The following is a 17,923-nucleotide window of genomic DNA, read 5'->3' on the forward strand; positions in this document are numbered from 1 at the left end:
CCTAATCCAGAAAACCACTCTGACGCACCAATTCCTGACCGTTGGCCAGAGAGGGAATCAGGGTGACGGCCATGACGGCATAGCGCACGACCGTGGGTTTCAGGCCATAGCGGGGCAGCACAAAAATAAAAATGAAACACAGCCCCGCTATGGCAAAAACCAGCACATTGGCCTGCTGCGAAGCCCAGGGAATGCCCGCCAGATAGATAAGGGCGTACATTCCCCAGGCGGCGGCCATAGCGCAGAGAAAACACATGTTGTACGCCGGGTGCGCGTGCCAGCTTGCCCCGTAAGCGCCGGGCATGTCAGCGCGCCCTTCCGTTCAGTCCCAGGCCTACAGCGACCATAGAGGCGACATTACGCGCGGCCATGCGCAGGTTTTCTCCGCCTTCGGCCAATGCTTCATCAATGCTGCAAGGGCGGTACAGCACGCTGGTAACGGCGTCGATGCCGTGCGCGAAAACAGCGCCCACGTCGCTTCGCAGTGAACCGCCGATGGCAATAACGGGCTTGTTATGGCGTTTGGCAACGCGGGCCACGCCCACAGGCGTTTTGCCAAAGGCCGTCTGCCCGTCGATGCGCCCTTCGCCGGTGATGACCAGATCCGCGTCGCTGACCGCAGCGTCAAGCCCCACGGCCTCGGTGACGATTTCGCTGCCGGGGCGCAGACGCCCGCCCAGAAAGGCGTATATGGCGGCGCCCATGCCTCCGGCGGCTCCCGCACCGGGCATGTCCGCCATATTTACGCCCAGGTCGCGGAGGGTTATGGCGGCAAAGTTCCGCAGATAGCCGTCCAGCCGCTCCACCAGATCCGGCGTGGCGCCCTTCTGGGGGCCGAAAATGGCCGAAGCCCCGCGCGGACCGCACAGGGGGTTGTCCACATCACAGGCCACGTCGATCACGGCGTCTTGCAACCGGCTGTCAAAGTCGGACATATCAATGGCGGCCAGCTCACCCAAGCCTTGGCCAGTGGGCTCTATTTCCCGGCCGTCGGCCTTGAGCAGCCGCACGCCGAGCGCCTGCAGCATGCCGGCCCCACCCTCATTGGTGGCGCTACCGCCGATGCCGAGGATGAATTTGCGCGCTCCTGCGTCAAGGGCCGCGCGGATAAGCTGCCCCGTGCCGTAACTGGTGGTATAGAGCGGATTGCGCTTGGCAAGCGGCACAAGCCCAAGTCCGCTGGCGGCGGCCATTTCAATAACCGCCGTAGAGCCGTCGCCCGTCAGGCCGTAGCCGGCTTCGACGGGCGCCCCCAAGGGGCCCTTGACCGTCACGGTCTCGCGGCGGCCCTTGGTAGCCGCCACCATGGCGTCCACGGTGCCCTCCCCGCCGTCGGCCACGGGCACGGCAACAAAAACGGCGTCTGGAAAGATTTCACGGAAACCCTGTTCAATGGCCGCAGCCACTTGCACGGCTGACAGACATTCCTTGTACGAATCCGGCGCGATGACGATTTTCATATCTGTTCCTTGTGGAAAAGACAGATTGGCGGGAAGGGGCCCGTGCGTGTGTTTCCCGGTCCGGGGAGGAGACCGGGAAACAGGCTTACAGGAACATGGAAAGCAGCAACGTGCCGATAAGACCAAGCACTGCCGCTATGGTCGTTCCGGCGGTATAGGTAGCGTACATGGAGCCCATGGGAATGCCAAGGGACTCCTTGACGAACCAGAAGCCGGAATCTGTGACGTGTGAAGCGCCGATGGCCCCGGCGCCGATAACCAGCATAAGGGAAGCCAGGGGGGGCGTCTCTCCCCGGAAGGCCCCTTTGTCTTTGCGCCGATTTCTCGCTACAACAAGGCGGCACCCCTATGCCTTGACGGGAGGACGGCATGCTGACCAGCGATAAAAAAATATGTGTGGCCATGGCGGCGGGACGGGAAATCTGCCTTACGCCGGGCATGGGCAACCGGCACGGCCTGGTGACCGGGGCTACCGGCACGGGCAAAACCGTCACCCTCCAGACCCTGGCGGAAAATTTCAGCCTGCTGGGCACGCCTGTTTTTATGACTGACGTCAAAGGCGACCTGGGCGGCCTGAGCCAGGCCGGGCAGCCCACGGGCGGCATTGCCGCACGCGTGGCGGACCTGGGCCTGCGGGACAAGGGCTATGTCAACCAGGCCTATCCTGTCTGCTTCTGGGACGTGACCGGACAGCGCGGCCACCCCCTGCGCGCCACAGTAAGCGATATGGGCCCCCTGCTGCTCAGCCGTCTGCTGGACTGCAGCCCCGTACAGGCCGATGTTCTGCACTTGGTCTTCCGCATGGCCGATGACCAGGGCCTGCTGCTGCTGGATTTCAAAGATCTGCGCAGCATGGTGGCCTACGCCAGCGAAAACGCCGCTTCCTTCCGCAATACCTACGGCAATGTGAGCGCGGCCAGCATCGGGGCCATCCAGCGCGGCCTGCTGCGCCTGGAGGAAGAAGGCGGGGACAAATTCTTCGGCGAACCGGCCCTGCGCCTGGAAGACCTGCTGCTCCAGGATCTGCGGGGGCGCGGCCTGGTTCATATTCTGGACGCGCGGGAGCTCATGCAGCGGCCCCGCCTCTACGCCGCCGTGCTGCTCTGGCTGCTTTCAGAGCTGTTTGAGCAGCTGCCCGAAGTGGGCGACCCTGAAAGACCGCGCCTGGTACTGCTCTTTGACGAAGCCCATCTGCTGTTTGACGACGCGCCCGAAGCCCTGCTGGACAAAATGGCGCAGGTGGTACGGCTTATCCGCTCCAAGGGCGTGGGGGTCTATTTCAGCACCCAGAACCCTCTGGACGTGCCGGGCGCAGTGCTGGCCCAACTGGGCAACCGGGTGCAGCACGCCCTGCGCGCCTACACGCCGCAGGAACAGAAGGCCCTGCGCGCCGCAGCCCGGAGCTTTCGGGAAAATCCGGCCCTGGACCCCGAAGCGGTCATCCCGCAACTGGGCACGGGCGAAGCTCTGGTTTCCTTCCTAGACCCCAGGGGCAAGCCCGGCATGACGGAGCGGGCCCTCATTCTCCCGCCCGAAAGCCGGGTGGGGGCCGTTACGGACGCGGAACGGGAAGCAGTACTGCGGACCTCGCGTCTGGCAGGCCGCTATGATGCGCCCCTGGACCGGGAATCGGCCTACGAACGGCTGGAGGCCCACTTCCGACAAAAAGAGGCGGCCGTCCGGCAGGCGCAAGCGGCCAAAGCGGCGGAAAAGCAGGCTAGGGAAACAGAAAAACAGGAGCGCGAAGCGGAACGCCGGGCCCGGCGCGAAGCCAGAGAAAACCCGGATCTGGGCGATGTGGTCAGCGATTTGTCCCTGCGCATGGCCCGCACGGTCAGTACCACCATCGGCCGGGAAATCGGCAGAAAAATTCTGCGCGGTCTCATGGGCGGCATTCTGGGCTCGCGCCGCTGAAGCGCGCGCCCCTAGAGCATTTAACACTTGAAATGCTCGCTTACGGCAGGCAAAAGCCTGCCTTCTCGCATTTCGTGGCAAGGATTTTCAAGAAAATCCTTGCAGAGCAGTTAGCTCATTTCATTCGCTAACTGCTCTAACGTCCGTCGGCCCTCAGACGCATAGGGGCAGCACGTCCCTGGCTGTTGGCGGCAGTCAGCATACTGCCTTTTTGTCCTGCGCAGTTGCTTGTAATTTTTTTAACAACCCCGTTATACATATAACAAAATAAAATTATTACCTTATTCCCATCCATCTTCCCCTTTTGCGCCTATAGCCCCCACCACAGCCCTTTACTCCCCCGCACGGCAGGCGTATTTTTTTCTTGTGAAAAAAATATCAATTCATCAGGCGCCCAGGATCTGCCCTGCGCATATCCTGGACGCCCGGTGAAATAAGGAGGAAACCATGTGGGATGAGGCTTGCGACTACAATGCGGTACGGGAACTGCGCGTCAAGACTACAGCATACCTGGGCGTGGGCGCCATTGACAAGCTCGACGACATTCTGGCCCAATTCCGCCAGGAGGGCATCAACGCCCTGCTCTGCGTCACGGGCGGGCATGCCTACAAGGTCACGGGCGCCTGGGACAAGCTGGAGGCAGCGGCTTCCCGTCAGGGTATGGCCTTGGCCCTGTACAATAAGGTGACGCCCAACCCCACTACCGACAGCGTGGACGAGGCCACGGCCCTGGGCCGCGCACGGGGCGTGGGAGCGGTCCTGGCCATCGGCGGCGGCAGCCCCATCGACTGCGCCAAGAGCGCCGCCATTATGCTGGCCTATCCGGACAAGACCGCCGAAGACCTCTACTGCTTCCGCTTTACGCCTGAAAAGGCCCTGCCCATCGTGGCCGTCAACCTGACCCACGGCACGGGCAGTGAGGTCAACCGCTTTGCCGTGGCCACGGTGACGAAGCTCAATTATAAGCCCGCCATTGCCTACGACTGCATCTACCCGCGCTACGCCATCGACGATCCGGCCCTCATGGCGGCCCTGGCCCCAGACCAGACCCGCTATGTTTCCATTGACGCCGTCAATCATGTGATAGAGGCGGCCACCAGCACGGTCTCCAACCCTCTGGCCGTGCTGCTGGCGCGCGAAACCATCCGCCTGGTGCACACCTGGCTGCCCAAGGCGCTGGAAAATCCGGCCAACCTCAGGGCGCGCTACGAGTTGTGCTTTGCCGCCCTGCAGGCGGGCGTAGCCTTTGACAACGGCCTGCTGCACTTTACTCATGCCCTGGAGCACCCGCTGAGCGCCGTCTGCCCGCAGTTGGCCCACGGTCTGGGCCTGGCCGTACTGCTGCCCGCCGTGATTCTGGAATGTTACCCGGCCCGCCCCGGCCTGCTGGCCCATATCCTGCAGCCCTTGGCCCCCGACCTCCAGGGCGTGCCCGCAGAGGCCCACGAAGCCGCCCGTGCCGTGGAAGCCTGGCTCGCGGCCGTGGGCGTACCTCAGAAGCTGGAGGACATAGGCGTGCAGGAAACAGACGTGCCCCGCTTCTGCGACCTGGTGGAACAGACCCCGTCGCTGAGCCTGCTGCTCTCCGTGGCTCCGGTCAAGGCCTCCAGGGAGCGCGTGGCCCGCATCTACACCACCTCGCTGCGTCCACTGGCCTGACAGCCCGGAGGCGCGCAGCATGACAAAGGGGGCCGAAAGGCCCCCTTGCACTTGCGCCTCCACGGTGGGCGTCTGCGTAGGCAACCGCCAGGGCTTTTCAAAATTGAAATGCCCTAGAGTAGTTAACACTTGAAATGCTCGCTTACGGCAGGCAAAAGCCTGCCTTCTCGCATTTCGTGGCAAGGATTTTCAAGAAAATCCTTGCAGAGCAATTAACTCATTTCATTTGTAAACTGCTCTAGCGCCTGTACTGCTTGCGCCACTCATCCAAAAAAAGCAGGCCGGCTTCGGCTTCGTTCAGTACGCCGCTGCGGGCCCGCAGGGCGGCCACCACATCGGCAAAGCCCGCGTGGGGGCCCAGGCCCAGGCTGTGCACCATATTTTGCAGCCCTGCCGCTAGGTCTGGCGGCAGGGCTGCAGCGCCGCAGTCCGCCGCCTTTGGGGCCTCCGCCTCCGGCCAGGGGCCCAGGCAATCCGCCACAGCCGCAAGCAGGGTTTCCATGCGGCGGGCGTAGGTGTGCTCCGCCAGCACGCGCTCCCGGCCGCGCTGGGCTATGGCCCGGCGTTCTTCGGGGTGGGCCAGGTAATAATCAATGCCCAGCAGCATTTCCGGCAGGGAGGTGAAAGTGGCCAGCTCTCCGGGGGCGAACAATTCCGGCAAAAGAGCGCGCGCGTCCACCAGCTGAAAGGCCCCGGCGGCGGCCAGCTCAAAGGTGCGCGGATTGACAAAGTCACCCTGGGCGACCACATCCGCATCGCTCACGCTGGAATGCAGATTGAGGTTCACGCGGGTGGCGTTGTAGATTTTGACGCACTCCTCCTCCCCGATACGCGCGCCCTGGCGCTGCAAGTGCGGGGCAAGCAAGGGCTCGTTCTCCCAATCCGACCCCCAGATCCTGAAATCCCGCCCCACCAGGCTGCGGAAGGCCCGCCGCCGGTTGGGGTACCCCGCGCCCAGAAAGCCGATGTCCGCGCCGTATTCCCGCTGTTCCTCCGGGCTGAGTTCCTGGGGACGATGAAACTCCGGCAGAGCCGCCAGGGGCAGGTACAGGGCATTGGGCTGCCCCGCCCCGGCCAGCAGGGAGAAAAAAGGCGCCTTCTGGATGACCGCAAACAGGTCGTAAAGGGGAGCAAAGGCCCGCCAGTACTCAAAGACCTTGTAGTCCTCCACAAACCACATGGCCGTGCGCACCCCGGCCCGGCGCAGGCGCTGCAGCAGCCCGCGCCCCAGCGGGGCCTGGGCCAGAGCCAGCACCAGATGGGGTTCCTGCTCCCGCACCATAGCCCAGACGGCTTGCGAAACGAACTGCAGAAAGGCGTTTTCCAGCTGTCCGGCCGGGGCCGGGGCCAGCCCCAGACCGCGCACGCCGGTAAAGGCCGGGTACAGCAGCGGCGCGTCAAATACGCGCACCTGATGCCCCAGACCGCGCAGAGCGGCGGCGCAGTAGCGCCCGATGGGCAGAGATCCTCCGTACATGGGCAGCACCACAAGAATGCGCAACGACGTGGCGGACATCAGCAATACCTCCCTGGCGGCAACATCCAGCCCGCATCCGGGGCAAACCATTCCGGCGCGGGCGTATTCCCCTGTTCCGACGCATCCGGCAGCCGCAGACGCCGGAACAGCAAGGCCCGCCAGTGCGCCCGCGCTGCCGCGTGGGCGTCCTCACCGGCCAGCAGATCCAGACGGCCGCCCAGAACGTCCAGCCCTGTGCGCCAGACCTGCAGCCCCGGCGGCGGGGGCGGCACGGGCCCGCCCCGCAGCACAGCGGCCACGGAGCGCAGCACGTCCGCCGACGCCAAAGGTTTGCCGCAGGCCGTGCCCCTGGGACAGGGCGCGGACTCCAGACACGGCGCGCAGGGCAAAGCCGCCTGCCAGACATGGTGCCCCGGACCGTAGGGGCCGGTTTCGTGCGCCCAGGCCGAGGAGAGAAAAAAGGCCAGCACCGGCACGCCAAGGCGCGCGGCCAAATGCATGGTGCCCGTGTCTGGCGTGAGCAGCAGGTCCAGGCCAGTCAGCGCCGCCGTCAGCCCCGGCCAGTCCGTTTTGCCGCACAGGTCCCGGACGCGCTCCTGCACCTGCGTCGGCAACAGACGCCGCAGCCGCCGGGCGGCGGGCTGTTCCGCCGCCGTGCCCAGCAAGAACACCGCAGGGCCGCCCAACAGGCGAAAAACCGCCGGCAGCAGCTGGGTCAGCATCGGCAAAGACAGGGAACGGCGGGCTTCCCGCCCTGCCAGCACTACCCCGATGCCGCCGCCCCCCGGCAGGGGCCGGGGATTGACGGCTGCGGGCAAGGCCGGCTCCGCGCAGAAATGGCCCCAGAAGTCCACCAGGTTGAGGGGCGTTTCCGCCCGCCGGGCGCTCAGCCCGAAACCCAGGGCGGCCCAAGGCGAACGCAGCAGGCCGCCCGGCGTGGGCCGGTAGCCGTGTACCTGCTCCGGCGCGAAAACCCGACAGAGCGCCGCCGTCAACCCGGAATAATTGCAGTTGTAAACCGCCGCATAGTCCTGCCGCCGCCACTGGGCCAAAACTTCTCGATTGCGCGCCAGGGCCGCGCCCGTGGGCCGCCCGTGCAGGGCCAATTCCCAGACCTGGGCAAAGGGATAGAGCAGCCGGGCCAGAGGGGCCAAGCCCGCGTCCACGGCCAAGTGTGTTTCTCCCTGCGCCTGCAACCCGCGCAACAGCCGCCCGCTCTGAACCAGATCGCCGAAGCGCGCCGCCTGCAATACCAAAAATGCCGCCATGTCGCCCCACCATGGAACAGGTTGGAGGAGTTGCTTTTGCTGCGGAAAGGGGCGGCAAAAGCGCCCCACCTCCGCAACTTCTTTTATTTTCTGAGCACAGGCCGGGCATCCCCGGTCCGGAAACGCCCGGAAGAACGCGGCCCGTTCACGCTTGCCGGGCGCAACGCCTTTTGCACAAAAGAACTCTGCGCTGCGCGACTTCAGGGCAAGGCCGCGCCGTGGGCGGCAACCTGGTCGCCGCCGCGTTCCTGCAGATAGCGCCGCAGGGCCACGGCATTGTTGCACTCCACATCCTTGGCCGCATACAGCAGGACCAGCGCGGCGTGCCGGGCCAGCAGCCCCCGCAGTTCTTCCAGGGCCGCGCGGGCTGGGGCGTCGGCGTCCAGCTCCTGAAAATACCGCTCCTGGAAGGGCTCCCACCGGGCCCGGTCGTGGGCGAACCACTGCCGCAGGGCCGTAGAAGGGGCCAGCTCCTTGAGCCACACGTCCCAGGGCGCGCCGACGCGGGCCACTCCGCGCGGCCAGACCCTGTCCACCAGGACGCGAAAGCCCGCTTCTGGACCGGGCCGGTCGTACACGCGGGCAAGGGTTATCTGCACCATGCATTCCTCCGGGCAGGGATCCTGCCATTTTCTGCCGCCCGCGTCCGGGCGCTCGGAACCGGGGCCGCGCTCCCCACCACGCCTCCGGCCTCAGCGCCCCAGCACCAGCTCACGCAGACAGGCCGGGTCCGGGCAAAGCCAGTCCGCGCCGGCTTCCTGCAGCTCTTCACGGCTGCCGTAGCCGTAGAGCACGCCCGCACAGGCCAGGCCCACGCTGTGCGCACCCGCCACATCATATTTGCGGTCGCCCACCATAAGACCCGTGGCCGGGTCCGTCATGCCGCAAAGGGCGGCGGCGTAACGCAGCACCTCCGTCTTGCCCGTGCGGCGGCCGTCCAGCTCCGCGCCCGCCACCTGGCTGAAATAACCGTCCAGGCCGAAATGCTGCAGAATGCGACGGGCGAAAGGCTCCGGCTTGGAGGTGGCCAGGCAGAGCATGCGTCCGGCTTCCTGCAAGGTGCGCAGCAGGTCCTCCACGCCGTCATAGACTTTATTTTCGTAAATACCCGTAACCGTGTAATATTCCCGATACAGGCGGGTGGCCTCCCGCGCCAGGTCCGGATCCCCGCCCAACAGCTTGCCGAAGGATTCCTGCAAAGGCGGGCCGATGAGCGGCATAAGGGCTTCCGCTTCCGGCACGGGACGCCCCATCTGCCGCAAGGCGTACTGCACGGAGCGGATGATGCCCATGTGGGAGGCGGTGACGGTGCCGTCCAGATCAAAAAAAACATACTGCCACAAGGATTCCGGGCCGGAGGTCGCAAGGTTGCGCACAATGTTCTCCTGATGCGGCAGGATGGGCCGGAGGACCGCGCCGCAAGAGGGGCGCGCCCGCCGGGACCGGGCCGCAGAAATTGGGCCGAGGAATTGGGGGCTGCACGCCCCGGCCGCCTCAACGTCCGGTAAAGGGCGTGTGCCGCCCTGTGCCGTCCACGCCGAAGCGTCCATCCAGGGCGTGATTATCCCCCGGCACGGTAAAATAGCCGTCCGTGGTGCGCCGGGGCTCGCCCATGCGCAGCAGTCGGCTCACGGTCACAAAGCTGTAGCCCTGTGCTCGCAGGGCAGCCACCACGCCCCGCAGCAGCGCGGCCGAACCGTGGGGCACACGGTTGGCATGGAACAGCAGGATAGACCCCGGACGCACCCGCCGGGCCACTTCCAGCGCCTGCTTTGGCGCGCTGTTGTCCCCACCCCCTTCGGCCACCACATCCCACTGTACCACGGTCAGCCCCAGCCCGGCCAGCAGGTCCAGCGCCTGCGGCGAACAGCGGCCATAGGGCAGCCGAAAGAGCACGGGCACGGGCGGGATGGAAGGCTGCGGGCCGCCGACGGCCCGCGCCGCCGCCAGCGCGTCTTCGCGCAAAAGCTCGTACTGCGCCTGGGTCCAGAGCACCTGCGCCCGCATGCCCTCCGGCGAAAGCAGGGCAAAATTGCCGTGGCTCCAGGCATGGTTGCCCACCTCAAACAAGGGCTCCGTCAGCACTTGCCGCACCCGCGCGGCGTGGGTGCGCATCCATTTGCCGCCCATAAACAATGTGGCGGGCAGCTTTTCGGCCCGCAAAAAGTTGATAATGGCCGCGTTGTAGCCCGTGGTGACGGTGTCCAGCTCGCAAAGGTCGAAGGTCAGGGCCGCCACCTTGGGCCCGTCCGGCAAGGCCACCCGCCGGACCATGCCCACGGCGGCGGGGTCCGTGGGCAGGGGCGGCAGCATGTGCAAAGGCTCGCGCCGCTTCGGCGGACGGCTGTCATTGGGCAGGGCCCGACGCTGATCCCAGGGCTGTTCCGCCCAGGGGTCAACAACGACGGGCGCGGCAGGGGACGCCGCCACGGGCGCTCCGGCCGTTGCGGCAGAGGCGACAGGGGCAGCCCCCGCCGCAACGGACCAGAAGAACGTGCACAGGACCGCCGCCACGGCCCCCAGCGCCTTCATGGACGTCGCCTACGGGGCCACCGGCGCGAGGGGCATATCCGCCGGGGCGCTCAGGGTCAGTTCGTGCCGCACTGTGGCCTTGCCCCCGGCAGGGGCTTCCAGCTCCCAGACCAGCCGGTGTTCAGCGGGTTCTTCCTTGGCCTGGGGGGTGTTTTTGGTGTTCAGGCGCACGTCCTTGTCCACAATTTCGGGCAAGGGGCGTTCCAGCCGCACGGGCACGGCCTGTTTACGCGCGTTGATGATTTCGTAGGTCCAGGCCCAGGTCCAGGTACGGGTCTTGCCCACAAAGCCGCTTTCGCCGCGGCCCCGGCTGTCTGCCGTCACGCGCAGGCTGACGCGCGGGTCCGGGCCGAAAAAGAGTTCTGTGGTTGCGCCGCGCGGCTGGAACAGGCCGGAGCCCACCCGCTGCCCGTCCATGAAAAATTCCGCCGCGCCGTCGGGCCAGGCCGTGCCCGCAGGGGGCGTGGCCTGCGCCCGCAGCCAGACCAGGCCCTGCCCGCCGGTAGGCCGGGCCACCCACTGCAGGGGCGTCTTCCAGACGTCCTCCGCCAGCAGCAGGCGCGTCTTGCCCTGGTCCAGGCCGGGGGTTTTGGGCGTCCAGACGGCATAAACCCCGCCCGCGTCGTGGCGCACAGGGGCGGCGTCCGCCTTGGCGGCCCCCACCACCGGAAAGCTCAGCGTCTCACCCGTGCGGAGCGCGGCCAAAGGCTGGGGCTGGGGCCGGGCCTCCACTACCCAGCGCGGCAGGGGCGCGGGTTCGCGCGGGCCGGCAGCGCCATTGGCCAGGGTCAGCCGGGCTTTGCTCCAGTCCATGCCGGAATACTGCCAAACTTCGGCCAGCAGACGCACCTTTGTCTTGGCGTCCCTGACCGCGTCTGGCGTGGCTTCAAAGGTATACACGGGCCGCCAGCCGCAATTGGGAAGGCTGTAGCTGTAGCGCACGGGCAGGGCCGTTTCGCTCACCGGCGACTGCAGGACCACGGACACCAGCTGCCCCAGATCCGGAGCCTGGGGCAGTTGCTTAAGAGCCTCTTGCGCCAGGGTCAGACGGTATTCCAGATCGGCCTTTTCATAAGACAGGTTGGGCAGGGTATCACTCAGGCGCTTGTCGCGTTCGGCCAATTCCTGCACGGAAAGGCCGCGCGTGTCGCCCTGCCAGAGGGCCAGCCGAGCCTTGACGGCCTCCAGCTTGCCGGCCAGCGCGCGCACGCCGTGTTCCAGTTCCGCCCGCTGTTTGCCCAGCGCGCCGCCGGTCGCCAGCGGCAAGGGGCTCGTACTCCAGCTGGTCAGCACCTGCCCAGGCACGCGCACGTCCAGATCCCGCGCGCCACCGGGCAGGACGAACTGCAGCACGCTGCGGCCATTCTCTGTAAGGACGGGGGCCGTATGCGCCACCTCCAGCAGTGCGCCGGAAGGCGACAACAGCACGCTGGCGGGCGGCGTGGGGGCCGTGGGGCTTTCCACGGCAAAGGCGGGTGCGGCCCAGAGGAGCAGCGCGGCCAGGCCGCACGCAATGCGGCCCAGCGGGGAGCGGGCGCGACCGTTGCCGGGCCTTTGTGAGGGGAACAGGTGGGTCATGACGTTTCTCCTGTACGCCGCCGGTCCGGGCCGCGCCCGAAGCTCAGCGGGTCAGCTTGCGGAACTTGGGACGGTGGGGCGTGTCCGCTTCCTTACCAAGGCGCTTACGCCGGTCGTCCTCATAGTCCGTGTAGTTGCCTTCAAAAAAGACTACTTCGGCATTATCTTCAAAGGCCATGATGTGCGTGGCCACGCGGTCCAGGAACCAGCGGTCGTGGCTGATGACCAGCACGCAGCCCGCGAAGTTGTCCAGGGCGTCTTCCAGGGCGCGCATGGTGTTCACGTCAATATCATTGGTGGGTTCGTCCAGCAGCAGCACGTTGGCCCCGGATTTGAGCATGCGCGCCAGGTGCAGACGGTTGCGCTCTCCGCCGGAGAGCACGTCCACCTTTTTCTGCTGGTCCGCGCCGTGGAAGTTGAAGCGCGTGCAATAAGCCCTGGCGTTGACCTCGCGGCCGCCCAGGGTCACGGTTTCGCGGCCTTCACTGATGAGCTCGTACACGGTCTTGCCGGGGGTAAGGGATTCCCGTCCCTGGTCCACATAGGCGAAGCGCACGCTTTCGCCCACGCGCAACGTGCCGGCATCGGGCTGTTCCCGTCCGGCCAGCATGTTGAAAAGCGTGGTCTTGCCCGCGCCGTTGGGCCCCACAATGCCCACAATGGCTCCCGGCGGGATGACGGCCGTAAGCCCGTCCATAAGCACCCGGTCGCCCAGACTTTTACGCACGCCATCCAGCTCAATGACGCTCTTGCCCAGGCGCGGTCCCGGCGGAATGTAAATTTCAAGGTCGGGCGCGCGGCGTTCGCTTTCGTGGGAGAGCATAGCCTCGTAGGCATTGAGCCGGGCCTTGCCCTTGGCGTGCCGCCCCTTGGGCGACATGCGCACCCATTCCAGTTCGCGCTGCAGCGTTTTCTGGCGCTGGGCCTCGGTTTTGTCCTCATTGGCCAGGCGCTTCTGCTTCTGCTCCAGCCATGAGGAATAGTTGCCCTTCCAGGGGATGCCCCGGCCCCGGTCCAGCTCCAGAATCCAGCCCGCCACGTTGTCCAGAAAATACCGGTCGTGGGTCACGGCAATGACCGTGCCGGGGAAGGACGAAAGGTAGCGCTCCAGCCAGGCCACCGAGGCCGCGTCCAGGTGGTTGGTGGGTTCGTCCAGCAGCAAAATGTCGGGGTTCTGCAGCAGCAGCCGGCAAAGGGCTACGCGACGGCGCTCGCCGCCGGAGATGCGGTCCACGGGCATATCGCCGGGGGGGCAGCGCAGGGCGTCCATGGCCATTTCCAGCCGGGAATCCAGATCCCAGACGTTTTTGGCGTCCATGAGCTCCTGCACCTGCGCCTGACGGGCGATGAGGGCGTCCATTTCCTCCGGTTCCATAGGTTCGGCGAAACGAGCATTGATTTCTTCAAATTCGCGGGCAATGGCTACCAGGTCGGCCGCGCCCTCTTCCACCACTGCGCGCACGGTGCGCGTTTCACCGGCCAGAGGTTCCTGCTCCAGGTAGCCCAGGCTGTAGCCCGGGGCCAGCACGGTCTTGCCCTCAAAGGCCTGGTCCACCCCCGCCAGAATTTTCAGCAGGCTGGATTTGCCCGCTCCGTTGAGCCCCAGCACGCCGATCTTGGCCCCGTAGAAGTAGGAAAGGGAAATATCCTTCAATACTTCGCGTTGGCCGTGGCGTTTGCTGACGCGGATCATGGAATAGATGATCTTGTCCGGTTCGTTGCTCATGATGCTCCCTGTTTTCCGTCATCCGCCGTCCGCACGGGCGCGGCAGCGGTTTTGCCGACCATAGCCGCAGGCGCGCGCTTTTTCAAGGCCGCCGGAGCTTTGACTCCCGCGCCGGGCTGTGCGACTCTTGGGCGATGGCGGGCCGTGGCGACCCGACCCCATCGGGCCGAAGCGCGTTGGCAGCGCCCGCAGGACATACCCTTTTGCAGCAAGGAGCACACTATGAATAAGGAAGTGGTCAGCACCGCCGCAGCCCCCGCCGCCGTGGGGCCGTACAGTCAGGCCGTCTGCGCGGGCGGACTGATGTTTCTTTCGGGCCAGATCCCCCTGGACCCCGCCACCGGCAAACTGGCGGAAGGCGACGTGGCCGCCCAGACGGCCCAGGCCTGCAAAAACGTCATGGCCCTGCTCAAGGCGCGCGGGCTCGACGCCGCCCAGGTGGTCAAAACCACGGTGTTCATTACAGATATGAAGGACTTTTGCGCTGTTAACGAAGTCTACAAGCAATATTTCACCGCGCCCTGCCCGGCCCGCTCCTGCGTGCAGGTGGCCGCCCTGCCCCTGGGCGCACAGGTAGAAATAGAGGCCGTGGCCGCTCTGTAGGGGGCTCTGCGGCCGCGCGCGGGGCTTGCCATTTGGCCCCGCGTGCCCCATACTACGGCAGTATGGCCTACAGGGACCAGCAAGGCGGCAGCGATGAAATCTTTGGACGCAGCGCCCGCGCGCGGCTTTGTGCGCAACGCCCAGAAAGACCTTCTCCAGCACAGTCTGGCCGTCTGGCCACGCCGGGAACACCAGCTGCTGGAGGTCAACTGCGGCGACGGCGTTTTTTTGCCCCTGCTCTGGAACTGCGGCTTTGACGTCACCGCCACAGAACGCGCCCCGGAACTGCGGGCTGCGGCCTGCGCCCGCCTGGGCCCGCGTGTGGAAGTGCTGGCCGCCGCCGCCGACCACCTGCCCTTTGAGAACGACGCTTTCCACTGGTGCGTACTGCACCTGGACGCGGCAGCCCTGGCCGACACGGCCCCAATGCTGGCCGAAGCCCTGCGCGTCACGGCCCGCGGGCTGGCCGTAACCTTCTGGAATGCAGCCTCACCGGCCTACGCCGTGCACCGTCTTACGGGACGCAAACAGCCCTGGCCCGGCACGGCCCGCTGCTGGTGGTCGCTGTGGCGCCAGATGCGCAGGCTGGCTGCGGGGCGCCTGCACGGCGGCAGCGCCCTGGTCCTGCCGCGCGGCTTCTGGCGAGGGGGCTGCTGCGAGGCCGTACAACGCGGCTCTGGCCCACGCTGGCTGCCCCTGGGGGCCTGGGGCGTCATCCGCCTGGACCTGGCCCCGCCCGGCCGCGTCACGCCTCTGCCTTTGCGGCTCAAGCCCGGCCGCCTGCCCAGGCCGGAACCGGTTATGGAATATGGCCCCCGCACGTCCCTGCCCTCCAACCCCCGGACGCGCACACCATGAAGCTGCCCCACCTGTCGCCTCCGGCTTTTGTCCACGATGCCGCCGCCGTTGTGCGGCGGCACCTTCTGCCCCTGACCATTGCGCTTACGGTGCTGGTGACGGCCCTGGGCGGCTATATCGGTTGGAATTACTGGCAGTTCCGTCAGACGGCCGCGCATGCCTTTGAAGAATTAAAGGGCGCCCTGCACCCGGCAGACCTGTCGGCCCTGGCCAACCTGGTGGATTTCAACGCTCTGGGCAACCAGCTGGCCGTGGTGGCGGCGCAGAGCTATCCCTTCGCGCGGCCGGGGCCGGCACAGATCACCGACCTGAGCGACCTGATCCAGACGGCGCTGCTCCGCCAGGCCCGGATCAAGGAAGAGCCCCTAAAGGAAACTCCGGACCTGGCCCAGCGGCTGAAAACGCCGCTCTATGTGCTGCCGCAGGACTTTTACACCCAGCTGGCCGCGAGCTGCAGCCTGCAGACAGCAGGCGATACCGTCGCCCTGGTGCGGGCCACCGTGCACCACCCTCTGCTGGACCGCACGTTTACCCTGCTTATGGAACTGGAGCGCACCCCTGTGGAGAGCTGGAAAATCCGCCGTATTGTCAACAGCGCTCAACTGGTGCGGGAGTTCCGCGCCGCGCAGCTGGAACGCATGGCGGCCCGGCGCAAGAAGGTGGAGGAAAAAAACGCCGCCGTTACCGCGCGTTTTTACCAGGATTTTCCTATTCAGGACTGCACGGCCGAGGCGGGTACGCTTTCGGACGGCAAGACGCTGCTGCTGGTGCTGCACCTGCGGGCCCGCAACAACGGCGCCACGCGCGTCAACAACATGAATTTTGAGGCTGCGGTGCTGGATCTGGACGGGCGGGAACTGCTGCGCCGCCAGTGCAACGTCGTACAGCCCACCCCCCCCGGCGAAGCCCTGGACCACCGCTGGACCATAGAACTGGACGCCGCAAGCCCCACGGGGCAGAACGTGCGCGCGGCGGGCGCACTGACCTGCAGGCCTATCTGGAAGACCTTAGGCCTGGCCAACGGCGAGGTGCTGCATATCACGGATCTGCCGGACCAGGAGGAAGAACTGCGCTGATCGCGGGTGCGCGTCGCCCCATTGCCGCAGAGAGGACGCCGGCCCGTCACCGGGGCGGGCCACCCTGACGGAGCGGACGGAACGCGGCTTTTATTTTTAAAGGCGGGGCAGCGCGACTTTCCTCCCGCTGGCTTCTGTGCCATACTCCATGCCGCCCGGCGCGCCGGGCCCTTACCGCCGCCGCGCAGGAAAGCCCCCGGCAACAATCAAATTTTCAAGGAGCTGTCAACATGTCGGGCCTCAGCCGTTCCATCCACCTGACGGTGCACATCCATAAAGACCCGGCCGCCATGGCCGAACGCGCGGCCCACATTCTGGCCGCAGCCTGCGAAGAAGCCGTGGCCGAGCGGGGCGTGTTCAAAATCGCCCTTTCGGGCGGGCAGACGCCCATCCCCCTCTTTCGCCTGCTTTCAGGCCGGGACTGGGCCGACCGCCTGCCCTGGGACAAAATGACCTTCTTCTGGGTGGACGAACGCTGCGTCAGCCCCGAACACCAGGACAGCAACTATGGCCTGGCCCGCCGCGAACTGCTGGGGCATGTGCCCGCCACCCACTTTTTCCGCATGCGCGGCGAAGAAGATCCCGTGGAGGCCGCCCGCAAATACGAACAGCTGCTGCGCACGGACTTCAGCCTGGGCCCGCAGGATCTGCCCCGCTTTGACTTCATGCTGCTGGGCATGGGCGAAGACGGGCACACGGGCTCCATCTTCCCCAACTCTCCGGCGCTGGCCGAACGCAAGCGCCTGGTCATTGACCAGTATGTGCCGGAACGCAAGGCCGACCGGCTCACCCTGACCCTGCCGGTCATCAACAATGCCCGCTGCTGCATGTTCCTGGTTACGGGCGGCGAAAAACACGACGTGCTCTCCCGCGCCCTCAACCTGCTGGCCCAGCCCACGCTGCCCGCCCAGATGGTCCGGCCAGGCTTCGGCGACCTGATCTGGGTTGTGGACGAAGCGGCCGCCACGGGCGCGTAGCCTCATTGCCGCACAAAAATAACGGATGGGGCCGCAACCGGCCCCTTCCGGCCCCCACCCTCGCGCAACCCTTCTGGCCAACCTCCCTGGCCAACCCCTTTGGACCTGTCGCCTCTTACGGCCCCACCGCCGGTGCCGGTCAGTGCCGTCCCGTACAACGGAACCGGGCCGGAAGGCTGCTTCCGGCCGCCACGCAACGCCCGCCGGGCTTGCAGAGCCCCCATACACAGACCGCCCAACAAGACCTTGGCGGACGCACCGCCTTCCAGATTCAAAAAAAATAATCAAATATTTCCCATATATTACTGAAGAAGTTGGCGCGGGGCGCGGGTTTGCCGCACATGCCGCAGCCTTGAAAAACCCGCTCCGTCGCGCTATGGTGCTCCCTGTCAAAAGGATTTTTGCCTGCGGCCCCAAAACAACCGCAGACACAGGGGCGGTCCCCAAACCCGCCCCGTTTTTTGTGCAAGAACGAACAAGACTATGGACGCAAAAAAAATTATCAAAGAAACAACACTGTTCCTTTGAGCCTTGGAAGGCTTTTTTGCGGACCTGCATTGACAGAACGGTATTCTTTTGAAACTTTCTAGACATTGAAAGCGCTCGTGAGCTTAATAGGGAATCCCGTGTAAAGCGGGAGCGGACCCGCCGCCGTAAGCCGCTGTAAACGCCGCCTTTCCTCGTGCGCCACTGGATTTTTTCCGGGAAGGCCGAAGGGCGGCCGGCAAGCCGGAAGACCTGCTTTCAACCCACTATCCCCCCTGGCAACGGGCCTTTGCCAGAGGCGAAGAAGAG

The 17,923-nt window shown here is 65.9% G+C and carries 16 protein-coding genes and 1 riboswitch; of the genes, 6 read left to right on the top strand and 10 right to left on the bottom strand.

From position 1 onward, the window contains the following. Nucleotide 1 precedes the first annotated feature (1 nt). From EB812_RS08400 to EB812_RS08410, 3 genes are all read right to left on the bottom strand, one after another. Nucleotides 2-256: a hypothetical protein gene (locus EB812_RS08400; RefSeq protein ID WP_130958077.1), complete on the bottom strand. Its 255-nt coding sequence runs from the start codon at nucleotides 254-256 to the stop codon at nucleotides 2-4. 49 nt (nucleotides 257-305) lie between these two features. Then, the gene (locus EB812_RS08405; protein ID WP_118230064.1) at nucleotides 306-1,460 is read right to left on the bottom strand and encodes a glycerate kinase; all 1,155 of its coding nucleotides are present in this window, start codon (nucleotides 1,458-1,460) and stop codon (nucleotides 306-308) included. An 85-nt stretch (nucleotides 1,461-1,545) separates the two neighbouring features. Then, the gene (locus EB812_RS08410) at nucleotides 1,546-1,725 is read right to left on the bottom strand and encodes a GntT/GntP/DsdX family permease (protein WP_118230063.1); all 180 of its coding nucleotides are present in this window, start codon (nucleotides 1,723-1,725) and stop codon (nucleotides 1,546-1,548) included. 104 nt (nucleotides 1,726-1,829) lie between these two features. On the opposite strand from EB812_RS08410, the gene EB812_RS08415 reads away from it, so the two are divergent. Together EB812_RS08415 and EB812_RS08420 are read left to right on the top strand one after the other, a co-directional pair. Then, complete coding sequence (locus tag EB812_RS08415; protein ID WP_118230062.1) at nucleotides 1,830-3,374, top strand: helicase HerA-like domain-containing protein; 1,545 nt, start codon at nucleotides 1,830-1,832, stop codon at nucleotides 3,372-3,374. Between the two features lie 447 nt (nucleotides 3,375-3,821). Continuing rightward, nucleotides 3,822-5,033: an iron-containing alcohol dehydrogenase gene (locus EB812_RS08420; RefSeq protein ID WP_118230061.1), complete on the top strand. Its 1,212-nt coding sequence runs from the start codon at nucleotides 3,822-3,824 to the stop codon at nucleotides 5,031-5,033. A gap of 238 nt (nucleotides 5,034-5,271) precedes the next feature. Here EB812_RS08420 and EB812_RS08425 read toward each other — a convergent pair whose 3' ends face one another. The 7 genes from EB812_RS08425 to ettA form a co-directional block, all read right to left on the bottom strand. Beyond that, the gene (locus EB812_RS08425) at nucleotides 5,272-6,549 is read right to left on the bottom strand and encodes a CgeB family protein (protein ID WP_118230060.1); all 1,278 of its coding nucleotides are present in this window, start codon (nucleotides 6,547-6,549) and stop codon (nucleotides 5,272-5,274) included. Continuing rightward, on the bottom strand, nucleotides 6,549-7,778 hold the full coding sequence (locus tag EB812_RS08430) for a glycosyltransferase family 9 protein (protein ID WP_118230059.1): 1,230 nt from the start codon (nucleotides 7,776-7,778) through the stop codon (nucleotides 6,549-6,551). The genes EB812_RS08425 and EB812_RS08430 overlap by 1 nt, the downstream gene beginning before the upstream one ends. A 200-nt stretch (nucleotides 7,779-7,978) precedes the next feature. Continuing rightward, on the bottom strand, nucleotides 7,979-8,380 hold the full coding sequence (locus EB812_RS08435) for a DUF488 domain-containing protein (RefSeq protein WP_118230058.1): 402 nt from the start codon (nucleotides 8,378-8,380) through the stop codon (nucleotides 7,979-7,981). A gap of 90 nt (nucleotides 8,381-8,470) precedes the next feature. Then, nucleotides 8,471-9,154 (bottom strand): HAD hydrolase-like protein, encoded by a 684-nt coding sequence (locus tag EB812_RS08440; RefSeq protein WP_242621248.1) that lies wholly within the window; start codon nucleotides 9,152-9,154, stop codon nucleotides 8,471-8,473. 118 nt (nucleotides 9,155-9,272) lie between these two features. Further along, nucleotides 9,273-10,310 (bottom strand): polysaccharide deacetylase family protein, encoded by a 1,038-nt coding sequence (locus tag EB812_RS08445; protein ID WP_130958078.1) that lies wholly within the window; start codon nucleotides 10,308-10,310, stop codon nucleotides 9,273-9,275. Between the two features lie 9 nt (nucleotides 10,311-10,319). Then, nucleotides 10,320-11,888 carry a DUF4139 domain-containing protein gene (locus tag EB812_RS08450; RefSeq protein ID WP_118230055.1) on the bottom strand — a complete coding sequence of 523 codons (1,569 nt, stop codon included), beginning with the start codon at nucleotides 11,886-11,888 and terminating at the stop codon, nucleotides 10,320-10,322. Between the two features lie 43 nt (nucleotides 11,889-11,931). Beyond that, nucleotides 11,932-13,614 (bottom strand): energy-dependent translational throttle protein EttA, encoded by a 1,683-nt coding sequence (ettA, locus tag EB812_RS08455; protein WP_118230054.1) that lies wholly within the window; start codon nucleotides 13,612-13,614, stop codon nucleotides 11,932-11,934. A gap of 222 nt (nucleotides 13,615-13,836) precedes the next feature. Between ettA and EB812_RS08460 the strand changes: the two genes are divergently transcribed. The 4 genes from EB812_RS08460 (at nucleotide 13,837) to pgl (ending at nucleotide 17,128) form a co-directional block, all read left to right on the top strand. Further along, nucleotides 13,837-14,217 (top strand): RidA family protein, encoded by a 381-nt coding sequence (locus EB812_RS08460; protein WP_118230053.1) that lies wholly within the window; start codon nucleotides 13,837-13,839, stop codon nucleotides 14,215-14,217. A gap of 93 nt (nucleotides 14,218-14,310) precedes the next feature. Further along, nucleotides 14,311-15,075, top strand: coding sequence for a class I SAM-dependent methyltransferase (locus tag EB812_RS08465; RefSeq protein WP_118230052.1), 765 nt, complete (start codon nucleotides 14,311-14,313; stop codon nucleotides 15,073-15,075). Continuing rightward, nucleotides 15,072-16,151, top strand: a complete 1,080-nt coding sequence (locus EB812_RS08470) for a YfgM family protein (protein WP_118230051.1) — start codon at nucleotides 15,072-15,074, stop codon at nucleotides 16,149-16,151. The genes EB812_RS08465 and EB812_RS08470 overlap by 4 nt, the downstream gene beginning before the upstream one ends. 230 nt (nucleotides 16,152-16,381) lie before the next feature. Beyond that, a complete protein-coding gene (gene pgl, locus EB812_RS08475; protein WP_118230050.1) occupies nucleotides 16,382-17,128 on the top strand; it encodes a 6-phosphogluconolactonase in 747 nt (248 codons plus the stop codon). A gap of 580 nt (nucleotides 17,129-17,708) precedes the next feature. Further along, a riboswitch (cobalamin riboswitch) is annotated at nucleotides 17,709-17,888 on the top strand. Nucleotides 17,889-17,923: the final 35 nt, after the last annotated feature.

It is taken from the genome of Desulfovibrio legallii, assembly GCF_004309735.1.
Lineage (GTDB): Bacteria > Desulfobacterota > Desulfovibrionia > Desulfovibrionales > Desulfovibrionaceae > Desulfovibrio > Desulfovibrio legallii.